Origin of the sequence: Sphaerisporangium krabiense, assembly GCF_014200435.1 — a bacterium.
GTDB lineage: Bacteria > Actinomycetota > Actinomycetes > Streptosporangiales > Streptosporangiaceae > Sphaerisporangium > Sphaerisporangium krabiense.
The window spans coordinates 3,732,072-3,753,531 of sequence record NZ_JACHBR010000001.1; the positions used below are offsets into that span (position 1 = coordinate 3,732,072).

17 protein-coding genes are annotated in these 21,460 nt (G+C 71.0%); 9 read left to right on the forward strand and 8 right to left on the reverse strand.

From position 1 onward, the window contains the following. Positions 1 to 28: 28 nt before the first annotated feature. A complete protein-coding gene (locus BJ981_RS16545; RefSeq protein ID WP_184612230.1) occupies positions 29 to 1,834 on the reverse strand; it encodes a peptide ABC transporter substrate-binding protein in 1,806 nt (601 codons plus the stop codon). Positions 1,835 to 2,227: 393 nt separating this feature from the next. On the opposite strand from BJ981_RS16545, the gene BJ981_RS16550 reads away from it, so the two are divergent. From BJ981_RS16550 to BJ981_RS16560, 3 genes are all read left to right on the forward strand, one after another. Continuing rightward, on the forward strand, positions 2,228 to 3,214 hold the full coding sequence (locus tag BJ981_RS16550) for a class I SAM-dependent methyltransferase (protein WP_184612231.1): 987 nt from the start codon (positions 2,228 to 2,230) through the stop codon (positions 3,212 to 3,214). A 122-nt stretch (positions 3,215 to 3,336) separates the two neighbouring features. Then, positions 3,337 to 4,368: an aldo/keto reductase gene (locus BJ981_RS16555; RefSeq protein ID WP_184612232.1), complete on the forward strand. Its 1,032-nt coding sequence runs from the start codon at positions 3,337 to 3,339 to the stop codon at positions 4,366 to 4,368. A gap of 68 nt (positions 4,369 to 4,436) precedes the next feature. Next, entirely contained in the window at positions 4,437 to 5,411 is a 975-nt protein-coding gene (locus BJ981_RS16560) for an alpha/beta hydrolase (RefSeq protein ID WP_184612233.1), read from the forward strand. A 91-nt stretch (positions 5,412 to 5,502) separates the two neighbouring features. Here the strand turns inward: BJ981_RS16560 and BJ981_RS16565 are convergent, their stop codons facing one another. From BJ981_RS16565 to BJ981_RS16580, 4 genes are all read right to left on the reverse strand, one after another. Then, positions 5,503 to 5,838, reverse strand: coding sequence for a DUF2218 domain-containing protein (locus BJ981_RS16565; RefSeq protein WP_184612234.1), 336 nt, complete (start codon positions 5,836 to 5,838; stop codon positions 5,503 to 5,505). A gap of 62 nt (positions 5,839 to 5,900) precedes the next feature. Continuing rightward, positions 5,901 to 6,806: an ABC transporter permease gene (locus tag BJ981_RS16570; protein WP_184612235.1), complete on the reverse strand. Its 906-nt coding sequence runs from the start codon at positions 6,804 to 6,806 to the stop codon at positions 5,901 to 5,903. Further along, entirely contained in the window at positions 6,803 to 7,747 is a 945-nt protein-coding gene (locus tag BJ981_RS16575; RefSeq protein ID WP_184612236.1) for an ABC transporter permease, read from the reverse strand. Before BJ981_RS16575 ends, BJ981_RS16570 begins: the two co-directional genes overlap by 4 nt. A gap of 6 nt (positions 7,748 to 7,753) precedes the next feature. Beyond that, positions 7,754 to 9,358 (reverse strand): ABC transporter substrate-binding protein, encoded by a 1,605-nt coding sequence (locus BJ981_RS16580; RefSeq protein ID WP_184612237.1) that lies wholly within the window; start codon positions 9,356 to 9,358, stop codon positions 7,754 to 7,756. 258 nt (positions 9,359 to 9,616) lie between these two features. Between BJ981_RS16580 and BJ981_RS16585 the strand changes: the two genes are divergently transcribed. Genes BJ981_RS16585 through BJ981_RS16605 form a run of 5 tightly spaced genes read left to right on the forward strand, consistent with a single transcriptional unit; the run spans position 9,617 to position 17,971 of the window. Then, on the forward strand, positions 9,617 to 11,605 hold the full coding sequence (locus BJ981_RS16585; RefSeq protein ID WP_184612238.1) for a dipeptide ABC transporter ATP-binding protein: 1,989 nt from the start codon (positions 9,617 to 9,619) through the stop codon (positions 11,603 to 11,605). A 30-nt stretch (positions 11,606 to 11,635) separates the two neighbouring features. After that, entirely contained in the window at positions 11,636 to 12,601 is a 966-nt protein-coding gene (locus BJ981_RS16590; protein ID WP_184612239.1) for an AraC family transcriptional regulator, read from the forward strand. A gap of 40 nt (positions 12,602 to 12,641) precedes the next feature. Further along, on the forward strand, positions 12,642 to 15,230 hold the full coding sequence (locus tag BJ981_RS16595) for a N,N-dimethylformamidase beta subunit family domain-containing protein (protein ID WP_184612240.1): 2,589 nt from the start codon (positions 12,642 to 12,644) through the stop codon (positions 15,228 to 15,230). Beyond that, positions 15,223 to 16,974 carry a CocE/NonD family hydrolase gene (locus BJ981_RS16600; protein ID WP_204070695.1) on the forward strand — a complete coding sequence of 584 codons (1,752 nt, stop codon included), beginning with the start codon at positions 15,223 to 15,225 and terminating at the stop codon, positions 16,972 to 16,974. Before BJ981_RS16595 ends, BJ981_RS16600 begins: the two co-directional genes overlap by 8 nt. A 1-nt stretch (position 16,975) precedes the next feature. Next, a complete protein-coding gene (locus BJ981_RS16605; RefSeq protein ID WP_239139719.1) occupies positions 16,976 to 17,971 on the forward strand; it encodes an aldo/keto reductase in 996 nt (331 codons plus the stop codon). Between the two features lie 144 nt (positions 17,972 to 18,115). Here BJ981_RS16605 and BJ981_RS16610 read toward each other — a convergent pair whose 3' ends face one another. Together BJ981_RS16610 and BJ981_RS16615 are read right to left on the reverse strand one after the other, a co-directional pair. Then, the gene (locus tag BJ981_RS16610) at positions 18,116 to 18,586 is read right to left on the reverse strand and encodes a hypothetical protein (RefSeq protein WP_184612241.1); all 471 of its coding nucleotides are present in this window, start codon (positions 18,584 to 18,586) and stop codon (positions 18,116 to 18,118) included. Between the two features lie 145 nt (positions 18,587 to 18,731). Beyond that, complete coding sequence (locus BJ981_RS16615; protein WP_184612242.1) at positions 18,732 to 19,835, reverse strand: GDSL-type esterase/lipase family protein; 1,104 nt, start codon at positions 19,833 to 19,835, stop codon at positions 18,732 to 18,734. Between the two features lie 115 nt (positions 19,836 to 19,950). Between BJ981_RS16615 and BJ981_RS16620 the strand changes: the two genes are divergently transcribed. Then, a complete protein-coding gene (locus tag BJ981_RS16620; RefSeq protein WP_184612243.1) occupies positions 19,951 to 20,394 on the forward strand; it encodes a winged helix-turn-helix transcriptional regulator in 444 nt (147 codons plus the stop codon). Positions 20,395 to 20,482: 88 nt separating this feature from the next. Here the strand turns inward: BJ981_RS16620 and BJ981_RS16625 are convergent, their stop codons facing one another. Further along, the gene (locus BJ981_RS16625; protein WP_184612244.1) at positions 20,483 to 21,451 is read right to left on the reverse strand and encodes an ABC-2 membrane transporter-related protein; all 969 of its coding nucleotides are present in this window, start codon (positions 21,449 to 21,451) and stop codon (positions 20,483 to 20,485) included. Between the last annotated feature and the right edge of the window lie 9 nt (positions 21,452 to 21,460).

Sequence of the window (21,460 nt, forward strand, 5' to 3'; positions counted from 1 at the left end):
TACTCGTGGGGGCAGGACGCGACGCCGGTCACTCGAAGTACCAGTCCTCGGGGCTGAGGAAGCTGTACGGGTTGGACGGCAGGTACCCCTTGAGGCCCTTGGCGTAGGCGGTCACGCCCGCGCCGAACGGCGTCCAGATGCCGGGGAGCTTCTTGGAGGCGGCGGCCGCGTAGTCGAGCATGGCCTGGTCGCCGGTCTCCTCGTGGGTGGCCTTGATCAGCTTGTCGAGCTCGGGGTCGCCGAAGCTGCCGAAGTTCGCGCCGGCCCCGCTCCCGAAGATCATCTCGCCGCCGGGGTAGTACACGTAGTACCAGCCGCCCGCGGACATCGCCCACGTGCACGAGGCTCCCGAGCAGGGCACGACCGTGCCCGACAGGACGTTGCCGGGCATGGGGTGCAGCGAGATGTCGATCCCGGCCTTGCCGGCGTTGGACTTCAGCGCCTGGGCGTAGGTGTCCTGCGACACCTGGCCGGCGAAGTACAGGAACTCGAAGCTCAGCTTCTGCCCCTGCTTGACGCCCGCGCCGCACTCGCCCGCCCCGGTGCCGGGCTTCGCGCAGGTCGAGGCGCCGCCGGGGACCACGTTCCAGCCGTTGTCGGACAGGTACTTCTTCGCCGCCTCGATGTCGAACGGGTAGGCGTAGTTCTTCTGCGCGTCCGGCACCCACTTGCTGTCCGGGTACAGGGGCACCGGCCCGGTCGTCTCCACGCCGTACCCCTTGTAGATGGCCTTCAGCAGCGCCTTCTGGTCGACGGTGGAGGCGAGGGCCTGGCGGAAGTACTGCTGTTTGAAGACCGGCCCGAGCGTGGGGTTGTTGTAGTTGAGCACCAGGAAGCTGATGCCGTATCCGGGGAAGCCCGGCACCATGTCGTAGGAGTTCTTGACCGGGTTCGACCCCGGCTGCAGCGGGTCGCCGCCCTCGGGCTTGTCGCCCGGCAGCGCGTTGGCCGGGATGTAGCCGACGTCGAGGGTCTGCCCGGCGCGCAGCACGTTGTACTCGGCCGAGTCGCTGGTGAACGGCACGTAGACGAACTGCTTGATCTTCGGCTTGTCCGGGCCGGAGTACTTGTCGTTCGGCACCAACGTCGCGTTGCCCGTGGTGTCGAAGCTCTTCAGCCGCCACGGCCCGTTCACCACCTGCCACAGCGGGTTGGTGGCGTACGACGGGAGGTCCTTCGCCTGCGCGAGCAGGTGGTCGTACACCGGCGGGCAGCCGTCCTCGGAGGTCGAGCAGGTGCCCTTCTGCCCGGGGCCGGTGACGTTCCACGCCTCGGGGAACGGGAAGATCTGGCTGAGCTGGGCGAAGGTGTACCAGTCGGTGTTGTACGCCTTGTCCAGCGTGAGCACGACGGTCTTCTCGTCGGTGGCCTTGGCCGTGACGATGTTGTCGGGGATGTAGCCGGGCACGTAGATGCCGAGCTTGCTCTTCTGGGACTTGGCCATGTTGATCCAGAAGATCACGTTCTGCGCGCTGAGCGGCGTGCCGTCCGACCAGTTGTACGGCTTGAGCTTGATCGTCACGGTCTTGCGGTCCGCGCTGTACTGCGGCAGCTCGGCCACGCTCTTGTCGGGGTTGATGACGGTCTTGCCGTCCTTGCCGAACCAGTACAGCGGCCGGAACATCAGCTCCTGGAACGGCAGGTTCACCGGCGTCAGGTGCGCCGGGTCGGGGAACGGCCAGATCCAGTTCGGCGGGGAGCCGGGCGGCAGGGCGTACTTGACGACTCCGGCCTTGGCGCCGGGAGCCTTGCCCGCGCCGCCGGCGCCATTCGAATTAGAGGTGCTGCATGCGGTCGCGCCTATCATCAGCAGTGCGGCCGCCGCGATGAGCATTCGTCGATGGAGCTTTATTCGATGCACTGAGAGCCCCTTTCCCTGCTACGCCGGGGAAGAGGGTGGGACATCGCCCGACCCTTGTCAGCGGCCCCATGTGGGGGGTTCCCAGAAGGTATCGCGGATCGTATACGACATCAATAGACGGTATTTTCTGTGTCACTGGCGACGGCCGAAATGTCATGCACGGCGGAATGGCCGGATATCGGGCGGTGGGCCGATGAATTACGGTCACCGGTGCGTTCCGGCCGTTCTCAGTGACACGTTAGGTGTCGTCGATGCCTTGACGGAGCGCCGGACTGTATATCAAATGGTATACGATTTTTGAGAGCCTTCCGCGTGGCAGCGACCCGCTCGCGGGCCGCTCATCGCGATTCCGCCGAGGAGTCCCCGATGTCCCCCACCAGGACGACGCCCGTCCCTGATCCGAGCCCCATCGTCTCCGTCGCCACCGGCTTCATGGCGGCCAAACAGCTCTTCGCCGCCAGTGAGGTCGGCCTCTTCGCCGCGCTGGCCGACGGACCGCTGACCGCGGCCGAGCTCGCCCGCCGCGCCGGGATACCGGAGCGGTCCGCCCGGGTCCTCGCCGACGCCATGACCGGTCTCGGCCTGCTCGCCTTCGAGGAGGGCCGGTACCGGAACGAGGCCGCGGCCGGCGCCTACCTGGCCGGCGGGAAGGACGGCCTGGACCTGCGGGCCTTCCTGACGTTCTGGGACGCCATCAGCTACCCGCACTGGCGCTCCTACACGAGCTCCGTGCGCGCCGCGGCGCCCTCACCGTTCGACACGACCATCTCGGTCGCCCCGGCCGTCTTCCGCGACGGGGTCGGCGCCTACAACGCGCTGCACGCGCTCATGCTGGCCGAGCACTACGACTTCGGCGCGCACACGCGGATCGCCGACCTCGCCGGGCTGTCGGTGGAGTTCGTGGTCCAGGCGGCGGCCCGCAACCCGCGGCTGCGCGCGACGTTCGTGACACCGCAGGAGACGGATCCGGAGAGCGTGGACGAGCGCTACCGCGACCGCGTCGAGCTGCGCACCGCCGACCCGCTGACCGAGCCGGTCGAGGGCACCTACGACCTGGTGCTGCTGGAGCACGTCGCCCACCGCTTCGACGCCGACGACAACCGCGCCTTCCTGCGCCGCGCCCGCGAGATCGTCGAGCCCGGCGGCAGGCTCCTGCTCGTCGACTTCTTCCTCGACCCCTCCGACGGCCGCGGCATCGACCCCCTGCTGGCCGGCGAGTACCTGGTCGTGGACGGGACCGTCGTCTACCCCGAGGACGTGGCGCGCGGCTGGCTGGCCGAGACCGGCTGGCGATGGCTGGAGACGCGCCCGCTGCCGGGCAGCCCGCGCGCCCTGATCGCGGAAGCGGTCTGACCGGCGGGCACGACGCCGGGGCCGGCACGTCCGCGCAGACGGCCGGCCTCGGCCCCGACGAGGCGAGGGGCGGCGATCGACGCGCCGGCCCGAGGCGAGACCTGAGCAGAGAGAGGCTTGATATGGCATCCGGCACGCGCAAGGTGTTCACCCGTCCGCTCGGGGGCGACGGTTTCCAGGTCCCCGCGCTCACCGTGGGGTCCTGGTACACGTGGGACCGCACGCCGTTCGAGCAGACCGTAGACGTCATCAGGACCGCCGTGGACGCGGGGGCGGCCTTCTTCGACGTCGGCGTCTACCGCGCCGATCCCCGCGACGTCGGCTCGCACACCGACGTCATCTTCGGCCGGGCCGTCCAGGCCGCCGGGGTGGCGCGGGACGACTACGTCCTGCAGGTGAAGAGCTGGGTGGAGCGCAGCGGCGGCGCGGAGGACATCGTCGCGCAGTTCGACCGGGCCGTGTTCCGCATCGGCACCGACCACGCGGAGATCGTGGTCTTCGGCGACCTGGTCGGCGAGCACGTGCCGTACGAGGTGATCGCCGAGGGGGCGGCGGCGCTCGTGGAGAGCGGCCGGGTGCGCCACTGGGCCGTGAACAACTGGTCGGTCGCCGAGATCAGGGCGGTCGCGGCGGCGGCCGAGCGGACGGGCCTGGTCCCGCCGGCGTTCGCGCAGCTCAAGTACAACGTGGTGCGCCGCTCGATCGCCGAGGGGGAGCCGTTCCGTGGCGTCGTGGCCGACCTCGGGCTGAAGGTGCAGGCGTCCGACGCGCTGGAGGGCGGCTTCCTGCTCGGCCATCCCCGGCGGCGTCCGACGGGCAACGACCCGGGCGGCATCCACGGCCTGCTCGAGGAGGCCAGGCCGCGGCTGCGGGCGCTGGCCGAGGAACTGGGGGGCACGCTGGCGCAGCTGGCCCTGGCGTACGTGCTCACCAACGACGACCTGTGCTCGATCGTCGTCGGCGCGCGCACCACCGAGCAGATCACCGACGACCTCGGCGCGTTCGACCTGCTCGCGCGGGTCGGCGCGGACCGGCTGCGCGAGCTGCTCGCCCCGTACTGGCTCGACAAGGGCCGAGTGGACCCGGAGAGCTCCTGGTCGTCGGTGCCGGACGACGACCCGGTCAAGTACGCGCTCATCCTGCCGGACGCGTAGCGGTCACCGTCTTCCCGCGCCGCCGACTATCCCATACGATTTCAGATATTCACGCGAAAGGGGCGCCGATGACGACGCGAGTTCCCTACGACCCGGAGCTGGTGGACGGGCTGGACTTCTTCCGGCGGACGCTGGAGTTCGAGCCGCTGGTCCCGGAGACGATCCTGTCCTACCGGGCCCGCTTCGCGGCCGGGCAGCCTTCCATCGAGGACATGATCGGGGACCGCCCGATCACCGCCGAGGACCGCGTCGTCCCCGGCCCGCCGGGCGAACCGGACATCACCGTCACCATCGTGCGCCCCAAGAGCCCGCGACCGGACGCGCCGGGCATGTACGCCATCCACGGCGGCGGCATGATCCTCGGCAGCCGCTTCGGCGCGCTCGGGTCCGTCCTCGACTGGGTCGCCGAGCACGGCGTCGTCGGCGTCTCCGCCGAGTACCGGCTCGCCCCGGAACACCCCGACCCCGCGCCCGTCGAGGACTGCTACGCCGGGCTCGTCTGGATGGCCGAGAACGCGGCCGAGCTGGGCGTCGACCCCGAGCGCATCCTCGTCACGGGCGGGAGCGCGGGCGGCGGCCTCAGCGCCGGCGTCGCCCTGCTCGCCCGGGACCGCGGCGGCCCCGCGCTGGCCGGGCAGGCGCTGATCACCCCCATGCTCGACGACCGCAACGACACGGTCTCCAGCAGGCAGTACGACGGCGTCGGCATCTGGGACCGCAGCTTCAACTACACGGGCTGGAACGCCCTGCTCGGCGCCGACCGGCGCGGCGGCCCCGACGTGTCCCCGTACGCCTCGCCGGCGCGGGCCACGGACCTGTCCGGGCTGGCGCCCGCGTTCATCGAGGTCGGCGCGGCCGAGGTGTTCCGCGACGAGGCGGTGCAGTACGCCTCCAGGATCTGGGCCGCCGGAGGTCAGGCCGAGCTGCACGTCTGGGCCGGCGGGTTCCACGGCTTCAACGGCATCGTGCCCGAGGCCCAGGTGTCGCGGGCCGCCAACGCCACCCAGGCGGCCTGGATCCGCCGCACCCTGCGGCTGGGCTGACCGGCCTCCACCACACGGAACCGGCCGCGCCCCTCGGGGTGCGCGGCCGGTTCCGTCGTGTGCGAGGGCCGTGTGGCAGCGCCGTCGCGGGTCAGGCCGTCGGCGCCGTGCCCTGCTCGGTGCCCGGGGTGCCGTCGGCGCGGACCCAGCGGACGACGAGCTCGTCCTTGGCGCCGAAGCGGACCAGATGCCGCCCCACGACGTCCTCCAGCCCGGCCATGTCGCCGGCGTCGCCGTCCACCCGCAGCTCAAGGGCCCCCTCGGCGCAGGTCACCTCGGTGCGGCCCGCGCCGAGCACGATCCATCCCGAGTTGGACTCCTCCGACCACTCCCCGCCCTCGTGGCGGCCCAGGTGGTTCACCAATTGCTTGCCGTACCGGCTCGGACGGTCGGTCTCGACCGTGGCCGTGCTCGTCGTGCGTGTCACTCCGTTTCACCTTTCTTGTGTCCCGTGGCCGCCGGCGGCCGCCCGCCCGCGACCACGGGGAGTCAGCGGCCCCCGGCGCGTCCGCGCCGCCGCTGCTGGGCGAACAGCAGCTTCGCCCTCGGGTCCACGAACGTGCGCAGGCTCGCCCCCGCGACGTTCAGCAGGAAGACGAACAGGGCGATCGCCAACCCGGGGAAAAGCACCATCGTGGGATGTTCCTGAAGGTACACCCGTCCGTCCGAGACCATGTTCCCCCAGGTCGCCGTGGGCGGTGAGATGCCGAGGCCGAGGAAGCTCAGCGACCCGTCGATCAGCATCGCCCCCGCCGACAGCAGCACGCACTGCACCACCGCCAGCGGCAGCGTGTTCGGCAGGATGTGCACGGCCAGCGTCTTCCACGGCCCCATCCCCGAGACCCGCGCCGCCTTGACGTAGGTGCGGGTCGCGAGGCCGAGCACGCGGCTGCGGATGATCCGCGCCGTGTAGGGGGTGAAGATGATCGTCACGGCGATCAGCTCGCTGGTCATGCCCGGGCCGATGACGACGCCGAACACGATCGCCAGGATGATCGACGGGAACGCCATCCACGCGTCCACCACGCGCATGATCACCCGGCCGACACGGGTGAAGTAGCCCGCCACCAGGCCGATGAACGTGCCGATGCTCACCGCGCAGACGGTGATCAGCAGGGTCATGCCGATCGACACGCGCCCGGCGGACGCCCAGCGGCTGAACAGGTCGCGGCCGTACCGGTCGGTTCCCATCAGATGGTCCAGGGACGGCGGCAGCAACCGCTGCACCGGGTCGATGGCCTCCGGGTCCGGCAGGAAGAACGGCAGCACCACGACCAGCACGATGATCAGGCCGAGCAGCCCGCCGGAGACGACCAGCGCCGGGTTGCGGCGCGCGAACGACGGCCGCTTCGCCCGCGCGGGCGCCGCGGCCGCCTCGCCGGCGAGCGCCGTCACGAGACACGCACCTTGGGGTCGACCAGGGAGTAGGCGAGGTCCACCAGCAGGTTCACCACCACGAAGAGGAACGCGATGAACATGACCCCGCCCTGGATGAGCGGGAAGTCACGCGCGTACACGGCCCCGAGCAGCATCGTGCCGAGCCCGGGGATGACGAAGATGCTCTCGATGACGACCACCCCGCCGATCAGCGAGGCGAAGTTCAGCCCGACGGTGGTCAGCACCGGCAGCATCGAGTTCGGCAGCACGTGCCGCAGCGCGATGCGCCGCTCGGTGACCCCCTTGGCCCGCGCGGTGCGCAGGTAGAGCTGGGTCAGCTCGCCGAGCACGCTCTCCTCCATGGTGATGGTGAAGAACGCCGTCTGCCCCACCACGAGCACCGCGATCGGCAGCACGAGCTGCGGGACCGACGTCACCGGGTCGGTGAACAGCGGGGTGTAGCCGCTGGTGGGGAACCAGCCGAGCGCCAGCGCGAACACGTAGACGGCCAGGAGCGCGAGCCAGAACTCCGGCAGCGCGAGGCCGAACTGCGCGACCCGGTTGACGCCCCGTGCCACCCAGCTGTGCGGCGACACGGTGACCCAGCTGATGACCAGCACGGTCAGCAGGAAGCTGATGACCGTGCTGGCGATCGCGAGGGTGAGCGTCGGTGCGATGTGGCCGGCGATCATGTCGAGCACCGGCGCCTGATACTTGATGGACGTGCCGAAGTCGCCGGTCAGCACGTTGCCGACCCAGTGGAAGTACTGCTCATACAACGGCCCGGTCAGGCCCAGCTCCTCGTGCAGGCGGGCGAGCTGCTCCGGCGAGGCCTTCAGTCCGAGCAGGACCTGGGCCGGGTCGCCGGGGATCGACCGCAGCAGGAAGAACAGGAACGTGCCGACGACGGCCAGCACGACGACCAGGTCGCGGAGCCGGCGTAGGACGACGAGCAGCATGGGCGTCTACTTCCTCAGCCAGACATCGGTGAACTCCATCCCCCAGCCGTTGTAACCCTGCACCTTCGGGTTGTACGCGACGTAGCCCTTCGCGGCGTACAGCGTGATGGTCGGCAGGTTGTCGGAGGTGAACTTCTGGATCGCGTCGATCGCCGTCCGCTGCTCCTCCGGGGTCTTGGCCCGGTTGTAGGTGTCCAGCAACGGGTCGAGCTTGTCGCGAGGATATCCGGAATTGTCCAGGTTCTTCACGTTATCGGTGTATGCCGGCACCGGTGGGTTGGCATCGTCCATCAGGGCGAGAACGTCCCATCCGTTGGGCTCGTTGTTCTTCTTGCCGATCAGGGTGGCGAAGTCGTAGCTCTCGATGCTCGACTTGATGCCGATCTTCTTGAGGTCGTTCTGGATGACGATGAGCGCGTCCTTGAACTGCGGGAACTCATCGGTCGTGATCATGCGGATGGTCTGGTCCGGCCGCAGGCCGGCCTGGGCGAACAGTTGCTTGGCCTTCTCGGGGTCGTGCTGCTCCCACTTGGCCTTGCCCGCCTCGGAGTACATCGCCTTGTTGGTCGAGGTGGCGAACGCGCCGTTGCTGGGCGACACCAGGTCGGGAACCCCCTGCGACGCCATGATCGCCTGCTTGTCGGTGACCAGGTTGAGGGCGTCCCGCGCCTCGGCCTTGGAGAAGATCGAGCCGGAGTTGTGGTTGAGCGACACGAACTGGATCGTGCCACCGCCCTGGACCGCGGCCTTCAGGTCCGGGTCCTGCTTGATCTGGTCGTACTGCGGGTTGGACGGCTCCGCGACGTCCAGGATGCCGGTCTTCAGCCCGTTCAGCACCGCGTCCTGGTCGGCGACGACCTTGTAGGTGATCGTGTCGAGGAACTGGCGCTTGGCGCCCGAGTACCCGCTGGAGGCGCCCGTCGGCGGCTTGTACTTGTCGTTGCGTTCGAGCACGATCTGCTCGCCCTGCGTCCAGGACTTGACCTTGTACGGGCCGGTGCCGACGGCCTTGTCGTTGGGGATGCCGGTCGGCCCCTTGGCGTCGATGTCCGCGGCGCGGCGGATGAACGAGCCGTGGCTCGCGGCCATCAGCGCGACGAGGTCGAACGGCGACTTGAGCTTGACCTCGACGGTCGTGTCGTCCGGAGCGGTGATCTCCTTCAGCACCGGCTTCAGCGACGCCGCGTAGCTGCCGTCCTTCACCCAGTAGTTCAGGGACGCCGCCGCGTCGGAGGCCTTCAGCGGGGTCCCGTCGGAGAACTGCAGGCCCTTGCGCAGCACGAACGTGTAGCTGAGCCCGTCGTCGCCCTTCTTGTAGGACTCGGCGAGCACCGGCTGCGGCTGGTAGTTCGCGTCGATGGTGACCAGTTGCTCGAACACCTCGTGGGCGAGGTAGGTGGTGCCCACGTTGCCGTTCACCACCGAGTCCAGCGAACCCGGATCCTGCGCCAGGCGCACGGTGATGTTGCCCCCCTTGACAGGGGCGCCGGCGTCCGCGCCGGTGGGACTCGCGGCCGGCCCGTTCGCGCGGGAGGCACACGCCGACAACATTAAACTCAGCAGGGCGGCGGCGACGACGGCCTTCGGATGGCGGGACAGGTGGAGGTTCATCGTGGCTCCTCGCGCCTTTTTGTCGGCGAATTTGGCCGCTCAAGCTAGTCGCCGTGGCAAGGCCCGGAGTAGGCGTCGACGTCGGAACTTCTGTCACTCACGCGAACTTCACCCGAGAGATCCTTGCCACTTCGCGCGGCCGCTTGACTGAGACTAAACGGTTGGCATGGATCCGGCACAACCTCTTGTCCTGCGGAGATCCTTGGCGGAGGATCGTCCGGCGGTGTGTCACGCCGGGCGCCTGAAGGGATGACGCACGTGTCACTACTAGAGATCGATCGCCTCTCGGTCGGAGTTCTCACCGGCGACGACGGCGTGAAGCTCGTCCACGAGCTCTCGCTGAGCCTCGAGGCGGGGCAGACGCTGTGCGTGGTCGGGGAGTCCGGCAGCGGCAAGACCGTGACGGCCCTGTCGATCATCCGGTTGCTGGAGTTCGTCGCGCCGGTCCGCACCACCGGCCAGGTCCGCCTCGACGACGTCGACCTCGTCGCGCTGACGCCCGAGCAGATGCGCTCTTTCCGCGGACGCCGCATCGGCATGGTCTTCCAGGAGGCGCTGGACTCGCTCAACCCCACCCGGCGCATCGGCGCCCAGCTCGTCGAGGCCTACCACCCCGGCGGCGCCGGCCACCGCGCCGACCTGCGCGAGGAGGCCCGCGCCCGGGCTCATGAGCTGCTGGGCGAGATGGGCTTCGACGACCCCGAGCGCATCGCCGACCTCTACCCGCACCAGCTGTCCGGCGGCATGCAGCAGCGCGTGATGATCGCGATGGCGCTGATCTCCGGCCCCGACCTGCTGCTCGCCGACGAGCCGACCACGGCCCTCGACGTCACCACCCAGGCCGAGATCCTGCGCCTGTTCCGCAGCGTGCAACGCGAGCACCAGATGGCCTGCGTCTTCATCACCCACGACATGGGCGTCGCCGCCGAGATAGCCGACCGGATCGCCGTCATGTACGCCGGGCGGCTGGTCGAGGTCGGACCGGCGGCGGAGGTGCTGCGCTCCCCGCGGCACCGGTACACCCGCGCGCTGGTCGAGTGCGTGCCGCGGATCGGCGTGCGCCGCCCGGACGGCCTGCCGACGATCACCGGCTCGGTGCCCGGCCCGGCCGAGGAGCTCCCCGGCTGCCGGTTCGCCCCGCGCTGCCGCCACTCCGTCGACGACTGCGGAACCGACGAGCCGCCGCTCGCCGCCGTGGACGGGGAGGGACAGGTCGCCTGCTGGAACCCCGGAAGCGGACCGGTCGCGCTCCCGTTCCCCTCGACTCCGGCCACCGCCACCGCCGGCGTCGCCCCCGCTTCCGCCGGCGCCCCCGCCGACGCCGCGAGCCCGGCGCGGGCGCCGGAAGGCGGGTCCGAGCCGCTGCTGGTCATCGAGAACGTGCGCCGCACGTTCACCGCGCGCGGCCGCCGCCGCGGCGCCCTGCTCGGGATCCGCCGCCGCGAGGAGCACGCCGCCGTCGACGGCGTCAGCCTGTCGATCAGGCCGGGCGAGTTCTTCGGGCTGGTCGGCGAGTCCGGCAGCGGGAAGACCACGCTCGGGCAGATCGTCGCCGCGCTGGACGACCCGGGCGAGGGCGTCGTCACCGTCGCGGGCCGGCGACACACCGCGCGCGGCCTGGAGGGCGACGTGCGCGCCTTCCGCCGCGACGTCCAGCTCATCTTCCAGGACCCGCAGAGCTCGCTCGACCCCCGGCACACCGTGGGCCGGATCATCGCCGAGCCGCTGCGCGAGCTGACCGACCTGCGCGGGCCCGCGCTGCGGCGGCGCGTGGAGCAGCTGCTGGAGGAGGTCGGGCTCCCCGCCTCCATCATCGACAGGATCCCGGCGCAGATCTCCGGCGGGCAGCGGCAGCGCGTCGCCATCGCCCGCGCGATCGCCCCCGAGCCGAAGCTCATCGTCGCCGACGAGCCCACCTCGGCGCTGGACGTCTCGGTGCAGGGCCAGGTGATGAACCTCCTGCTCGACCTGCGCCGCGAACGCGACCTCGCCTACCTGTTCATCACCCACAACCTGAGCCTGGTCCTGTCGATCGCGGACCGCGTCGGCGTCATGAAGAACGGCAGGCTCATCGAGGTCGCCCCGCCCGAGACCATCACCGCGGCCCCGGGCCACGAGTACACGCGCACCCTGCTGGCCGCCAATCCCGGCCTCACCCCGGCCGCGGACGAGACCGCGGCCGCATCCGCCTCCCCGCCGGGCGCCGCCGCGGCGGGGGAGCAGGAGTCGTCCGTTTCGCGTGAGTGACAGACGCCGTACCGCTGGAGGAGCAGAACCGTGCATCCCGAGCGCGCATTCCTGCCGACGCACCGCTTCGACGACCCTCTGATCGCGTCCGGACCGCCGGGGTTCGCGATCGGGTCGTTCGCCGAGCTCGCCCCCTGGTCGTACGCGTCGTTCCCGCACCGCCACGAGTTCTACGAGATGGTCTGCGTGACCAGCGGTTCCGGCACCCAGGTCATCGACTTCGTGCCGTACGAGCTGAACCCGGTGACGCTGTACTTCGTGGCGCCGGGGCAGGTGCAGTTCTGGGAGCGCCACACGCCGATCGAGGGATTCGTCGTCGTCTTCCTCGAGGAGTTCCTGGCCGCCCAGTACGGCGACCGGGTCTCGCCCCGGCAGTCGCTGACGCTGGACCCGCTCGGCATCGGCCGGGCCCTGCACCTCGACGACGACCAGGTCGAGCCGATCATGGCGTTGTTCACCGCGTTGTACCGCGAGTACCGGCGGCCCGGCGGCGCGGACGTCTCGGTGCTCCAGTCGTACCTGCACATCCTGCTGGTGGAGATGCGGCGGCTGCACAGCGACGCGAACACCAGCATGGTCGAGGACCGCAGCACCGCGCTGGCCCGGCGCTACCTGCGGCTGGTCAGTGACGAGCTGCTCAACGAGCAGACCGTGCGCGGGTACGCCGACCGCATCGGCATCACGCCCAAACACCTGGCGGACGTGGTGCGGCGCACGACCGGCAAGACGCCGGCCGAGATCATACGCACGGCGCTGACGGTCGAGGCGAAACGGCTGCTCACGCACACCGACCTCACGATCGCGCAGGTGTCCCAGCGGTTGTCCTTCGACAACCCGTCGTACTTCGGGCGGTTCTTCAAGCGCGAGGTCGGCATGAGCCCGGGCGAGTTCCGGCGGCGCGGCATGGCCGGACCCGCGCCCACGCAGGCCCCGGCACACATGCCGGTCCGGCGGCGCGGCGAGCGTCTGCCTTCAGTGACAAAGCTGCCGACCTGAGTCGCTCCCCGCACCACGGCCAACTGCCTAATTTCACGATATGGAGTCCTCTACCGCGAAGATCCAGGCACGGTTCGACGAGCGTCGTGCCGGACTGCTCCGTTCTCTCATCACCGAAGACCTGATCAAGGACTGGACGCGCGACCCCCATGCCGGGGATCGCGAACCGCTCTCCTGGGTGCTACGGTTCCTCGGCCGAAGGCCACCGGCAGAACGCGTCACCGTCTACGAGTCCGTCCCCGGCCGGGAGTGGCGCCTGGCCCGGCAGCCCGCCCGCCGCGGCGACCGGTACCGGCTCGCCGACCGGCGCCGGTTCACCGACCTCGCCGAGGCCCGTGAGGCGTGCCTGCGCCGCGAGCTGCACGAGGTGTTCGGATGGGGGGAGCCGCCCGCGGACGCGGCCGACGGCCCGGAGCTGACCGTCGACGGCCCGGTCCTGCTCGGGTACGCCGACCGGATCAGCGCCGCGCCGGGCGACCCCATCGCGTTCATGGTCAGCGCGGAGGGCGTCGAGGAGTACACGACCGAGCTGGTGCGGCTGCGGCACGTCGACGACAACCCGGCCGGGCCCGGCGTCCGCGTCGAGACCGTCCCGGACGTGTGGCAGGGCCGCCATCGCGGCCGGACGCAGACCACCAGGCTCGGCTCGCACATCGCCGTCCCCGACCCGGGTGGCGTCACCGCGGGCGGCGACGGGTTCGCCGTCGTGGCCTGCGTCTACCCGACCTTCGTCACCGGCGGCAGGCAGACGATCGTGGCCCGCTGGAGCGACGGCGACGGCCCGCGCGGCTACGCCCTCGGCCTGGACGAGGCCGGACGGCTGACGCTGTGGCTCGGCGACGGCGTCCGCGAGACCGCGACGCGGATCGAGACCCCGCTCGGACTCCACCTCTGGCACGGCGTGGGCGCGAGCCACGACCCGGCGACCGGCGCCGTCGTGCTCGTCGCGTGCCCGCTCGTCAACAGCGTCAACAGCCGGCTCAGCCCGGCGGTCGTCGACGACCGCCCGCAGGTGGCCGAGGGGCGCGCCGAGGCCGCCTTCACGCCCGCCACCGGCGGCGAGCTGCTGTTCGCGGCGCTCACCCCGGACGCCGGGCACTACAACGGCAAGATCGAGAGCCCCGCGCTGTGGTCCCGCCCGCTCGACCGGGACGCGCTGGCCGCCGCGGTGTCCGGCGAGCCGGACGCCCCGCTGCGCTGGTGGTTCGGCCCGCAGGACGGCGACAGGGCCGCCGCCTCGCTCACCGTGCCGTGCGCCGGCCGTCCCGAGCTGGACGGGCGGCTGGTCAACATGCCGGTGCGCGGCGTGACCGGGCGGCACTACACCGGCGAGACCGACCACTACGCCCACGACCCGCGCGGCTACGGAGCGATCCACTTCCACGACGACGAGCTCGCCGACAGCGGCTGGGAGCCCGGCCACGAGCTCACCGTCCCCGACGGCCTGCCGAGCGGCGTGTACGCGCTGCGGGTGACCGCCGCCGACGGCTCCTGCGAGCGCGCGATCCCGTTCGTGGTCCGCCCCCCGCGGGGCGCCGCGACCGGCGACATCGCGCTGATGCTGCCCACCTGCACCTACCTCGCCTACGCCAACGAGCGCGGCCTCGGCTACGTGCCGGTGGTCCCGCCGGGCGTCGCCTTCCTCGAACAGCGCTACGACCTCGGCCACTCGATGTACGCCAGGCACACCGACGGCAGCGGGGTGTGCCACTCGTCCGCGCGGCGGCCGATCCTCACGCTCGCGCCGGGCTTCAGCATTCACCTGTCGCCGTTCATGCTGGCCACCGACCTGTACATCGTCGACTGGCTCACCGAGATGGGCTACTCGTTCGACGTGATCACCGACCACGACCTGCACGCGGAGGGCGCCGAGCTGCTCGGCCGCTACCGCGGGGTGATCTCCGGCTCGCACCCGGAGTACGCGTCGGGGCGGATGCTCGACGCCATCGAGACCTACGTCGACGGCGGTGGCAACTTCGCCTACATCGGCGGCAACGGCTACTACTGGGTGGTCTCCTTCCACCCCGAGCTGCCGCACGTCATGGAGCTGCGCCGCGGCCTGACCGGCACCCGCAGCTGGCAGGTCCGCCCCGGCGAGGAGCACCATGCCACCACCGGCGAGCGCGGCGGGCTGTGGGCCGGCCGCAACCGGCCGCCGCAGAAGCTGTTCGGCGTCGGGTTCAGCGCGCAGGGCGGCGACCCGTCCGGGCGCTACCGCGTCGGCCCCGACCACGACGGCGACCTGGCGGCCAAGCTGCTGGACGGCGTGCCGGAGGTCTTCGCCGACATCGGACTCATCGACGGCGGCGCCGTCGGCAACGAGATCGACCGCTACGACCTCGCGCTCGGCAGCCCGCCCGACGCGATCGTGCTCGCCACCTCAGAAGGGCTCGGCGACAGCTACCAGTTCGTGGTCGAGGAGCTCGAAGGCACCAACCCCGGGCAGGGCGCGACGGAGAACCCGCGCGTCCGCTCCGACATGGTCTACTTCCGCACCCGCGGCGGCGGGTCGGTCTTCTCCACCGGCTCGATCTCCTACAGCAGCGGGCTGTCGGCGAACGGCTACGACAACGGGCTGTCCCGGGTGACCCGCAACGTCATCGACCACTGGCTGGCCGCCGATGTCTGAGTCGATCACCGTCGACCGCATGCTCGCGGTCCCCATGCGCGACGGCGTGATCCTGCGCGCCGACGTCTACCGGCCGACCGGGCAGCGCTGCCCCGCCCTGGTCTTCCGCACCCCCTACGACCGCACCGGCCTCGGCATGTACGGCACGTTCGCGCTGCGCGCGGCCTCGGCCGGGTACGCCGTCGTCATGCAGGACGTCCGCGGGCGCGGCGCCTCCGGCGGCGAGTTCACCCCGTTCGTCAACGAACGCGAGGACGGCTACGACTCGATCGACTGGATCGCCGCCCAGCCCTGGTGCGACGGCAACGTCGGGATGTTCGGCGGCTCCTACGACGGCGTCACCCAGTGGCAGGCGGCGATGTCGGGCCACCCGGCGCTCAAGGCCATCGCGCCGAACGTCACCGCGTCGAGCTACCACCACGGCTGGGTCTACCGGGGCGGGGCCTTCCAGCTCAGCTTCAGCCTGGGCTGGACGCTCTCCCTCGCCGCCCACAACGCCGCCCGCGACCCGTCCGTCTCCGGCGAGATCCGCGCCGCGCTGGTCGACGCCGCGGACCGGCTTCCCGACACGACGGGCGTCCTCCCCCTCGGCGACCACCCGTACCTGGACACCGTCGCCCCGTACTACCGGGAATGGCTGCGCCACCCCGGCTACGACGAGTTCTGGGAACGCCTCGACGTCTCCCGCGCCTACCCCGAGATCAACGTCGCCGCGTTCAACATGGGCGGCTGGTACGACACCTTCCTCCTCGGCACGCTCGCCAACTTCGCCGGCATGCGCGCGCACGGGCCGGCCGCCGTGCGCGACCGGCAGCGGCTGCTGATCGGGCCGTGGCCGCACGCCGGCCTCTTCAGCGGCAACCCGGTCGGCGAATGGAACTTCGGCGGCCGGGCGACCGGCCCGGCCATCGACGCCGACGGCATGCAGCTCCGCTGGTTCGACACCTGGCTGCGCGACGGCGACGACGGCATCGCCGGCGAACCCCCCGTGCTGCTGTTCACCATGGGCGCCGACGAGTGGCGGGTGGCCGACTCCTGGCCGCTGCCCGGCACCGAATACGAGGACTGGTACCTGCACAGCGGCGGCCGGGCCAACACGCTGCACGGCGACGGCGAGCTCCGCCGCGACCGGCCCACCTTCGGCCAGCCCCCGGACAGCTTCGTCTACAACCCGCGCAACCCCGTCCCCACCCTCGGCGGCGCGCTGTGCTGCAACCCCGTCTACACCCGGGGCGGCGTGTACGACCAGCGTCCCATCGAGGCCCGCACCGACATCCTCGTCTACACCTCCGAGCCGCTGACCGAACCCCTCGACGTCACCGGCCCCGTCACGGTCGTGCTGCACGCCGCCAGCACGGCGACCGACACCGACTGGACCGCCAAGCTCGTCGACGTCGGCCCGGGCGGCTACGCGCGCAACCTCGCCGACGGCATCATCCGGGCACGCTACCGCGAGTCGACCAGCGAGCCGCAGTTGCTCACCCCCGGCGAGGTCGTCGAGTACCGGATCGACCTCGGCGCCACCAGCAACGTGTTCCAGCCCGGGCACCGCATCCGGCTGGAGGTGTCGAGCAGCAATTTCCCCCACTTCGACCGCAACCCCAACACCGGACAGCCCCCCGGCACGTCCGCCGAGATGACCAGCGCCCTGCAGAGCGTCCACCACGCCGGCCCGTACCTGTCCCGGCTCGTCCTGCCGGTCGTCACGCCCGAGTCGGCGCGCCCCTACCGCAAGGAGTACTGACATGCGCACCCGCGAGCTGGGCCGCACCGGCATGGCGATCACCACCGTCGGCTTCGGAAGCTGGGCCGTCGGCGGCCCCGGTCTGATGGGCTGGGGCACGCAGTCCGACGACGAGTCGATCGCCGCCGTCCACCACGCCGTCGCCCGCGGCGTCAACTGGATCGACACCGCCGCCGTCTACGGGTTCGGGCACGCCGAGGAGGTGGTCGGCCGGGCCCTCGCCGCCCTGCCCGCCGCCGACCGGCCCCTGGTGTTCACCAAGTGCGGCCTGGTCTGGGACGAGAACGGCGTCGAGAGCAACAACCTCACCCCCGAGTCGATCAGGCGCGAGTGCGACGCCTCGCTGCGCCGCCTCGGCGTCGACCACATCGACCTCTACCAGATCCACGACCCCGACCCGAACGGGCCGCCGATCGAGGAGTCCTGGGGCGCCGTCCTCGAGCTCGTCAAGGAAGGAAAGGTCCGGCACGCCGGCGTGTCCAACTTCGACGTCGAGCTGCTGGAACGCTGCGAGGCCGTCGGGCACGTCGCGTCCCTGCAGCCGCCCCTGTCGCTCATCGACAGGGACGCCGCCGCGGACGTCATCCCCTGGTGCGACGCGCACGGCACCGGCGTGATCGTCTACAGCCCGATGGCGTCCGGGCTGCTGTCCGGCTCCTTCACCGCCGAACGGGCCGCGGCGCTGCCGGACGACGACTGGCGCTCCCGCTCCGCCCAGTTCCGCGCGCCCGCGCTGGAACGCAACCTCGCCCTGCAGGACGCGCTGCGCCCGCTCGCCCGGCGGTACGGCGTCTCCGTCGCGACCATCGCCATCGCCTGGACCACCGCCTGCCCCGGAGTCACCGCGGCGATCGTCGGCGCCCGTACCCCCGGCCAGGTCGACGGGTGGCTGGACGCCTGCGACCTGCACCTCACCGCCGACGACCTGGCGGAGATCACCACCGCGCTCCACTCCACCGGCGCGGGACACGGCCCGATCGAGGCCGCGCTCTCCTAGCGCCCTCACCGGGGCGGGCGGCCACGGGGCCACACGTGGCCACCCGCCCCGGTGCCCCCACGCCGGCGCCCCACAGAGAAGCGGGGCGCACGAACACCTACGGGCCGGACGGAGCACTCCGTCCGGCCCGTGGCGTGATGAAGCTCAGCTGTGGGCGGGCCGCGGCACGTTCTCGTCGGACGCGTACTCCGGGTTCAGCGAGAGCGCGATGAAGGTGAAGGGCCGGTTGACGTAGTTGAAACCGAGCGGGCAGTGCCGCGTCCCGGCCGGGATCCACACCGCGCCCGTGGTCGTCACCGTGTGACGCTCACCGTCGATGTCCAAGTACAGCTCCGCCCCCAGATCGTGGAGGTTCGCGGGATCGCTCCCCATCCACATCAGCACCTCGTCGTAGGTGTGCTCATGGTCGTTGACCCAGTGCACCTTCTCCGACGTGGGGTTGATCCAGCTGAAGGCCATGTGCACCTTGCTGAGATCGACATCGATGCCGCGCATCAGCCCGAACGGGCTGCTGATGTTGGCGGGGCGTTCCCCTCCTGCCGCGGCGCCCTCGTTGACGAGGTCGTCGCCGCATTCGAGCATGTGCTCGATGAACAGGTGATCGTACTTGCCCATGCTTCTCCCTGTGATCCAGGACCGACCGGCGGCCCCTCACCGCCCGGATTCGTACCCCCAAGTCTTCGGATCCCCTGACAACCCCGAAAGCCACTAGCGCCAGACACGCTGTCACTGACATCCCTCCCGCTCACCCCACCTCTGCCTACAGGGCGAGGGTTTCCAGGTCTACGGCGTTGGCCAGGGCCTCGGCGCCCTTGTCGTTGAGGTGCATGCCGTCGCCGCTGTCCAGGGTGGGGTGGATGTGGTCGGGGGCTTCGGGGTTCTCGACGGCCCGGGCCACGTCGAAGACGGCGTCGAAGGTGCCGGTGGTACGGATCCAGTCGTTCACCTCGCGTCGGGCGGCGAGGCCCTCGGGGGTGCTGACCCCGGGGTAGACGGCGCCGGCGAAGGGGCCGATGGTGCCTGCGAGGATCTTCAGGTCCGCTTCGTGGGCGCGGCGGGCCAGGGCCTTGAAGCCCTCGATGAGGGCGTCGGAGGTGGCGGGAGGCTCGCCGGACATGCCGGGGAGGCCGAGGTCGTTGATGCCGAAGTGCACCAGGACATGGGTGAGGCCGGGGATCGAGAGAACGTCGCGGTCGAAGCGCGCCAGCGCGTGCTCGCCGACCTCGTCCCGCAGAAGGCGGTTCCCGGCGATGCCCTGGTTCACGACCCATCCCCGCTTGAGGCGCCGGTTGAGGAAGTCCACCGAGCGGTTGTTCGCGCCGGTCGTGGAGCCCACCCCTTCGAACCAGGAGTCCCCGAACGCGACGGCGATCACGGTGTCCTCCACGGCGGGCACGTCGACACCCGTGACGTAGAACCTCGCTTCCACCTGCTCGGCGTCGGGGAGCACGCGGAACGTGACATGGTCACCGCGGACTATGTGAGCGGTCTCCATGGGCATGTGGGAGTAGGTGGCCAAGCCTGTCTCGTCAGGAAGGTAGAGGCTGAGGCGCAGGTCGGCGCCGGGGGCGACGGGCAGATCGATCGGGTCGCCGACGGCCTCCTCTCCCGGCGGGATGACGAGGCGACGGGCGCCGTCGAAGGTGAGGGCGGCCTGCCCGTGCTCGGTGGCGGCACTCGCGGCGCCGATGGTCAAGGGGGTGCGGCCGTAACGGTTCGTCAGGCGTACGCGAAGGCGTTCCCCGCCGCCGGCCATGTGGAGCACCTGGCGCACCGTCTGGTCGGCGAAGCCGCGCGGTTCGGTGAGCTGGATCCGCTCATAGGGACTGATCACCGCGGTGCGGAAGCCGGCTGTCCACGTCATGTTCGCTCCATTCGTTGTGCCGGACGGTCACCCCGCACCACTATGGGGAAGTAGCTCTCCCATGGGAAGTACGCACTTCGAAGTGCGTAGGTCCCCCGACACGAAGGAGCGTCCGATGCCGACGAGGACGATGGCCCAGAAGCGGGCACAAGCGAAGTCCGACTACGACGCCTTCCTGGCACAGTGCCCGAGCCGCCAGTTGCTCGACCGGATCTCCGACAAGTGGGTCGCGCTGATCCTGGCCGCGCTCGGCAGCGACGGCCCGCAGCGATCCGCGGGCGACTGCGCCGGCACGCCCCGGTCGATGCGCTACTCCGAACTGTCCCGCCGGCTGGCCGGGGTCAGCCAGAAGATGCTCACCCAGACGCTCCGGTCCCTGGAGCGCGACGGCCTGGTCACCCGCACCGTGACGCCGACCGTCCCGATCACCGTCACCTACGAGCTGACCGACCTCGGCCTCTCCCTCCACCACGTGATACGCGGCATCAAGAACTGGGCCGAGGCGCACATGGACGAAGTGCTCGCCAACCGCGAGAAGTACGACACCCACACCACGTGAGGCCCACCCGTGCCCCGCCGTCGTGGCCGGGCGCCGCGATCCCCCCCTCGAAGCGCGCGTCCGCAGGCCTACGCGCCGAAGGCGCCTGTCAGATGCGGCGGCGGGAGGTGCGGGCGATGGCGAGGGACGTCAGAGCCGCGGCTCCCGCGGTCAGGATCGCGGCTTCGGTCCACTGGAAGCGCCAGAAACGGTTCGCGGGATGGTAGTACAGGGCGACCCGGTAGCCGTGGTCCAGCAGGCAGCCGTCCATCTCGAGTTGCGCCCGGCCGCTGCGCATGTCCACGCCCTCTGGGGCCGCGCAGACGCCGACCGGAGGGGCCGTGAGCTCGCGGCCCGCCGGGTCCACCCAGTTCTCCTTCACGAACAGGCCGCCCTGGTCGAGGGGCTGATCCCGGTCGGCGGTGACCAGCCGGACCGGCGCGGCGAAGTCCTTCTGCGCGAAGAACAGGAGCGGGAACGTCAGCATGAGCACGGCGATCGTCACCGCCATCGCGACCAGCGTCCGGCGGAACAGCGTGCCCGCGAGCGTCCCCACCGCGAAGGCGAACAGCCACCACGCGGCGGGCGCGACCCCGACCATGTTGAACTCTCCGGGGTTGGAGAGCGCCGAGCCGTACACGGCGCCGCGGAAGACCGAGGTCCACGCACTGATCATCGCCGCGGACGCCAGGCCGCCGGCGACGAGCAGACCGGCGAGCGTCGCGATCTTGAACCCGAGCCAGCGCCCGAGCGGGAGCGACTGCGTCCAGGCCAGCTTGTTGGTGCCCCGCTCGTACTCCCGGCCCAGCAGAGGCGCGCCCCAGAACGCGCCGACCAGCGCGGGCCCGGCCAGGGGGAGCAGCCCGAACGCCATGTACATCGGGTCGTACCAGTCGCGCAGCGCCGCGTTGACGGCCTGGCAGACCGGCGCCGGCCCCGGGCACCCCGGCGGGGCGTGCCGGGCCGCGTAGTCCGCCGCCTGCAGGCCGGTGACCAGGAGCATGACACCCAGCACGGCCAGCAGGCCGAACGTCACGGCGATCTGCGCCCGGTGCTGCCTCCACGTCAGCCACAGCATCGAGAAGGT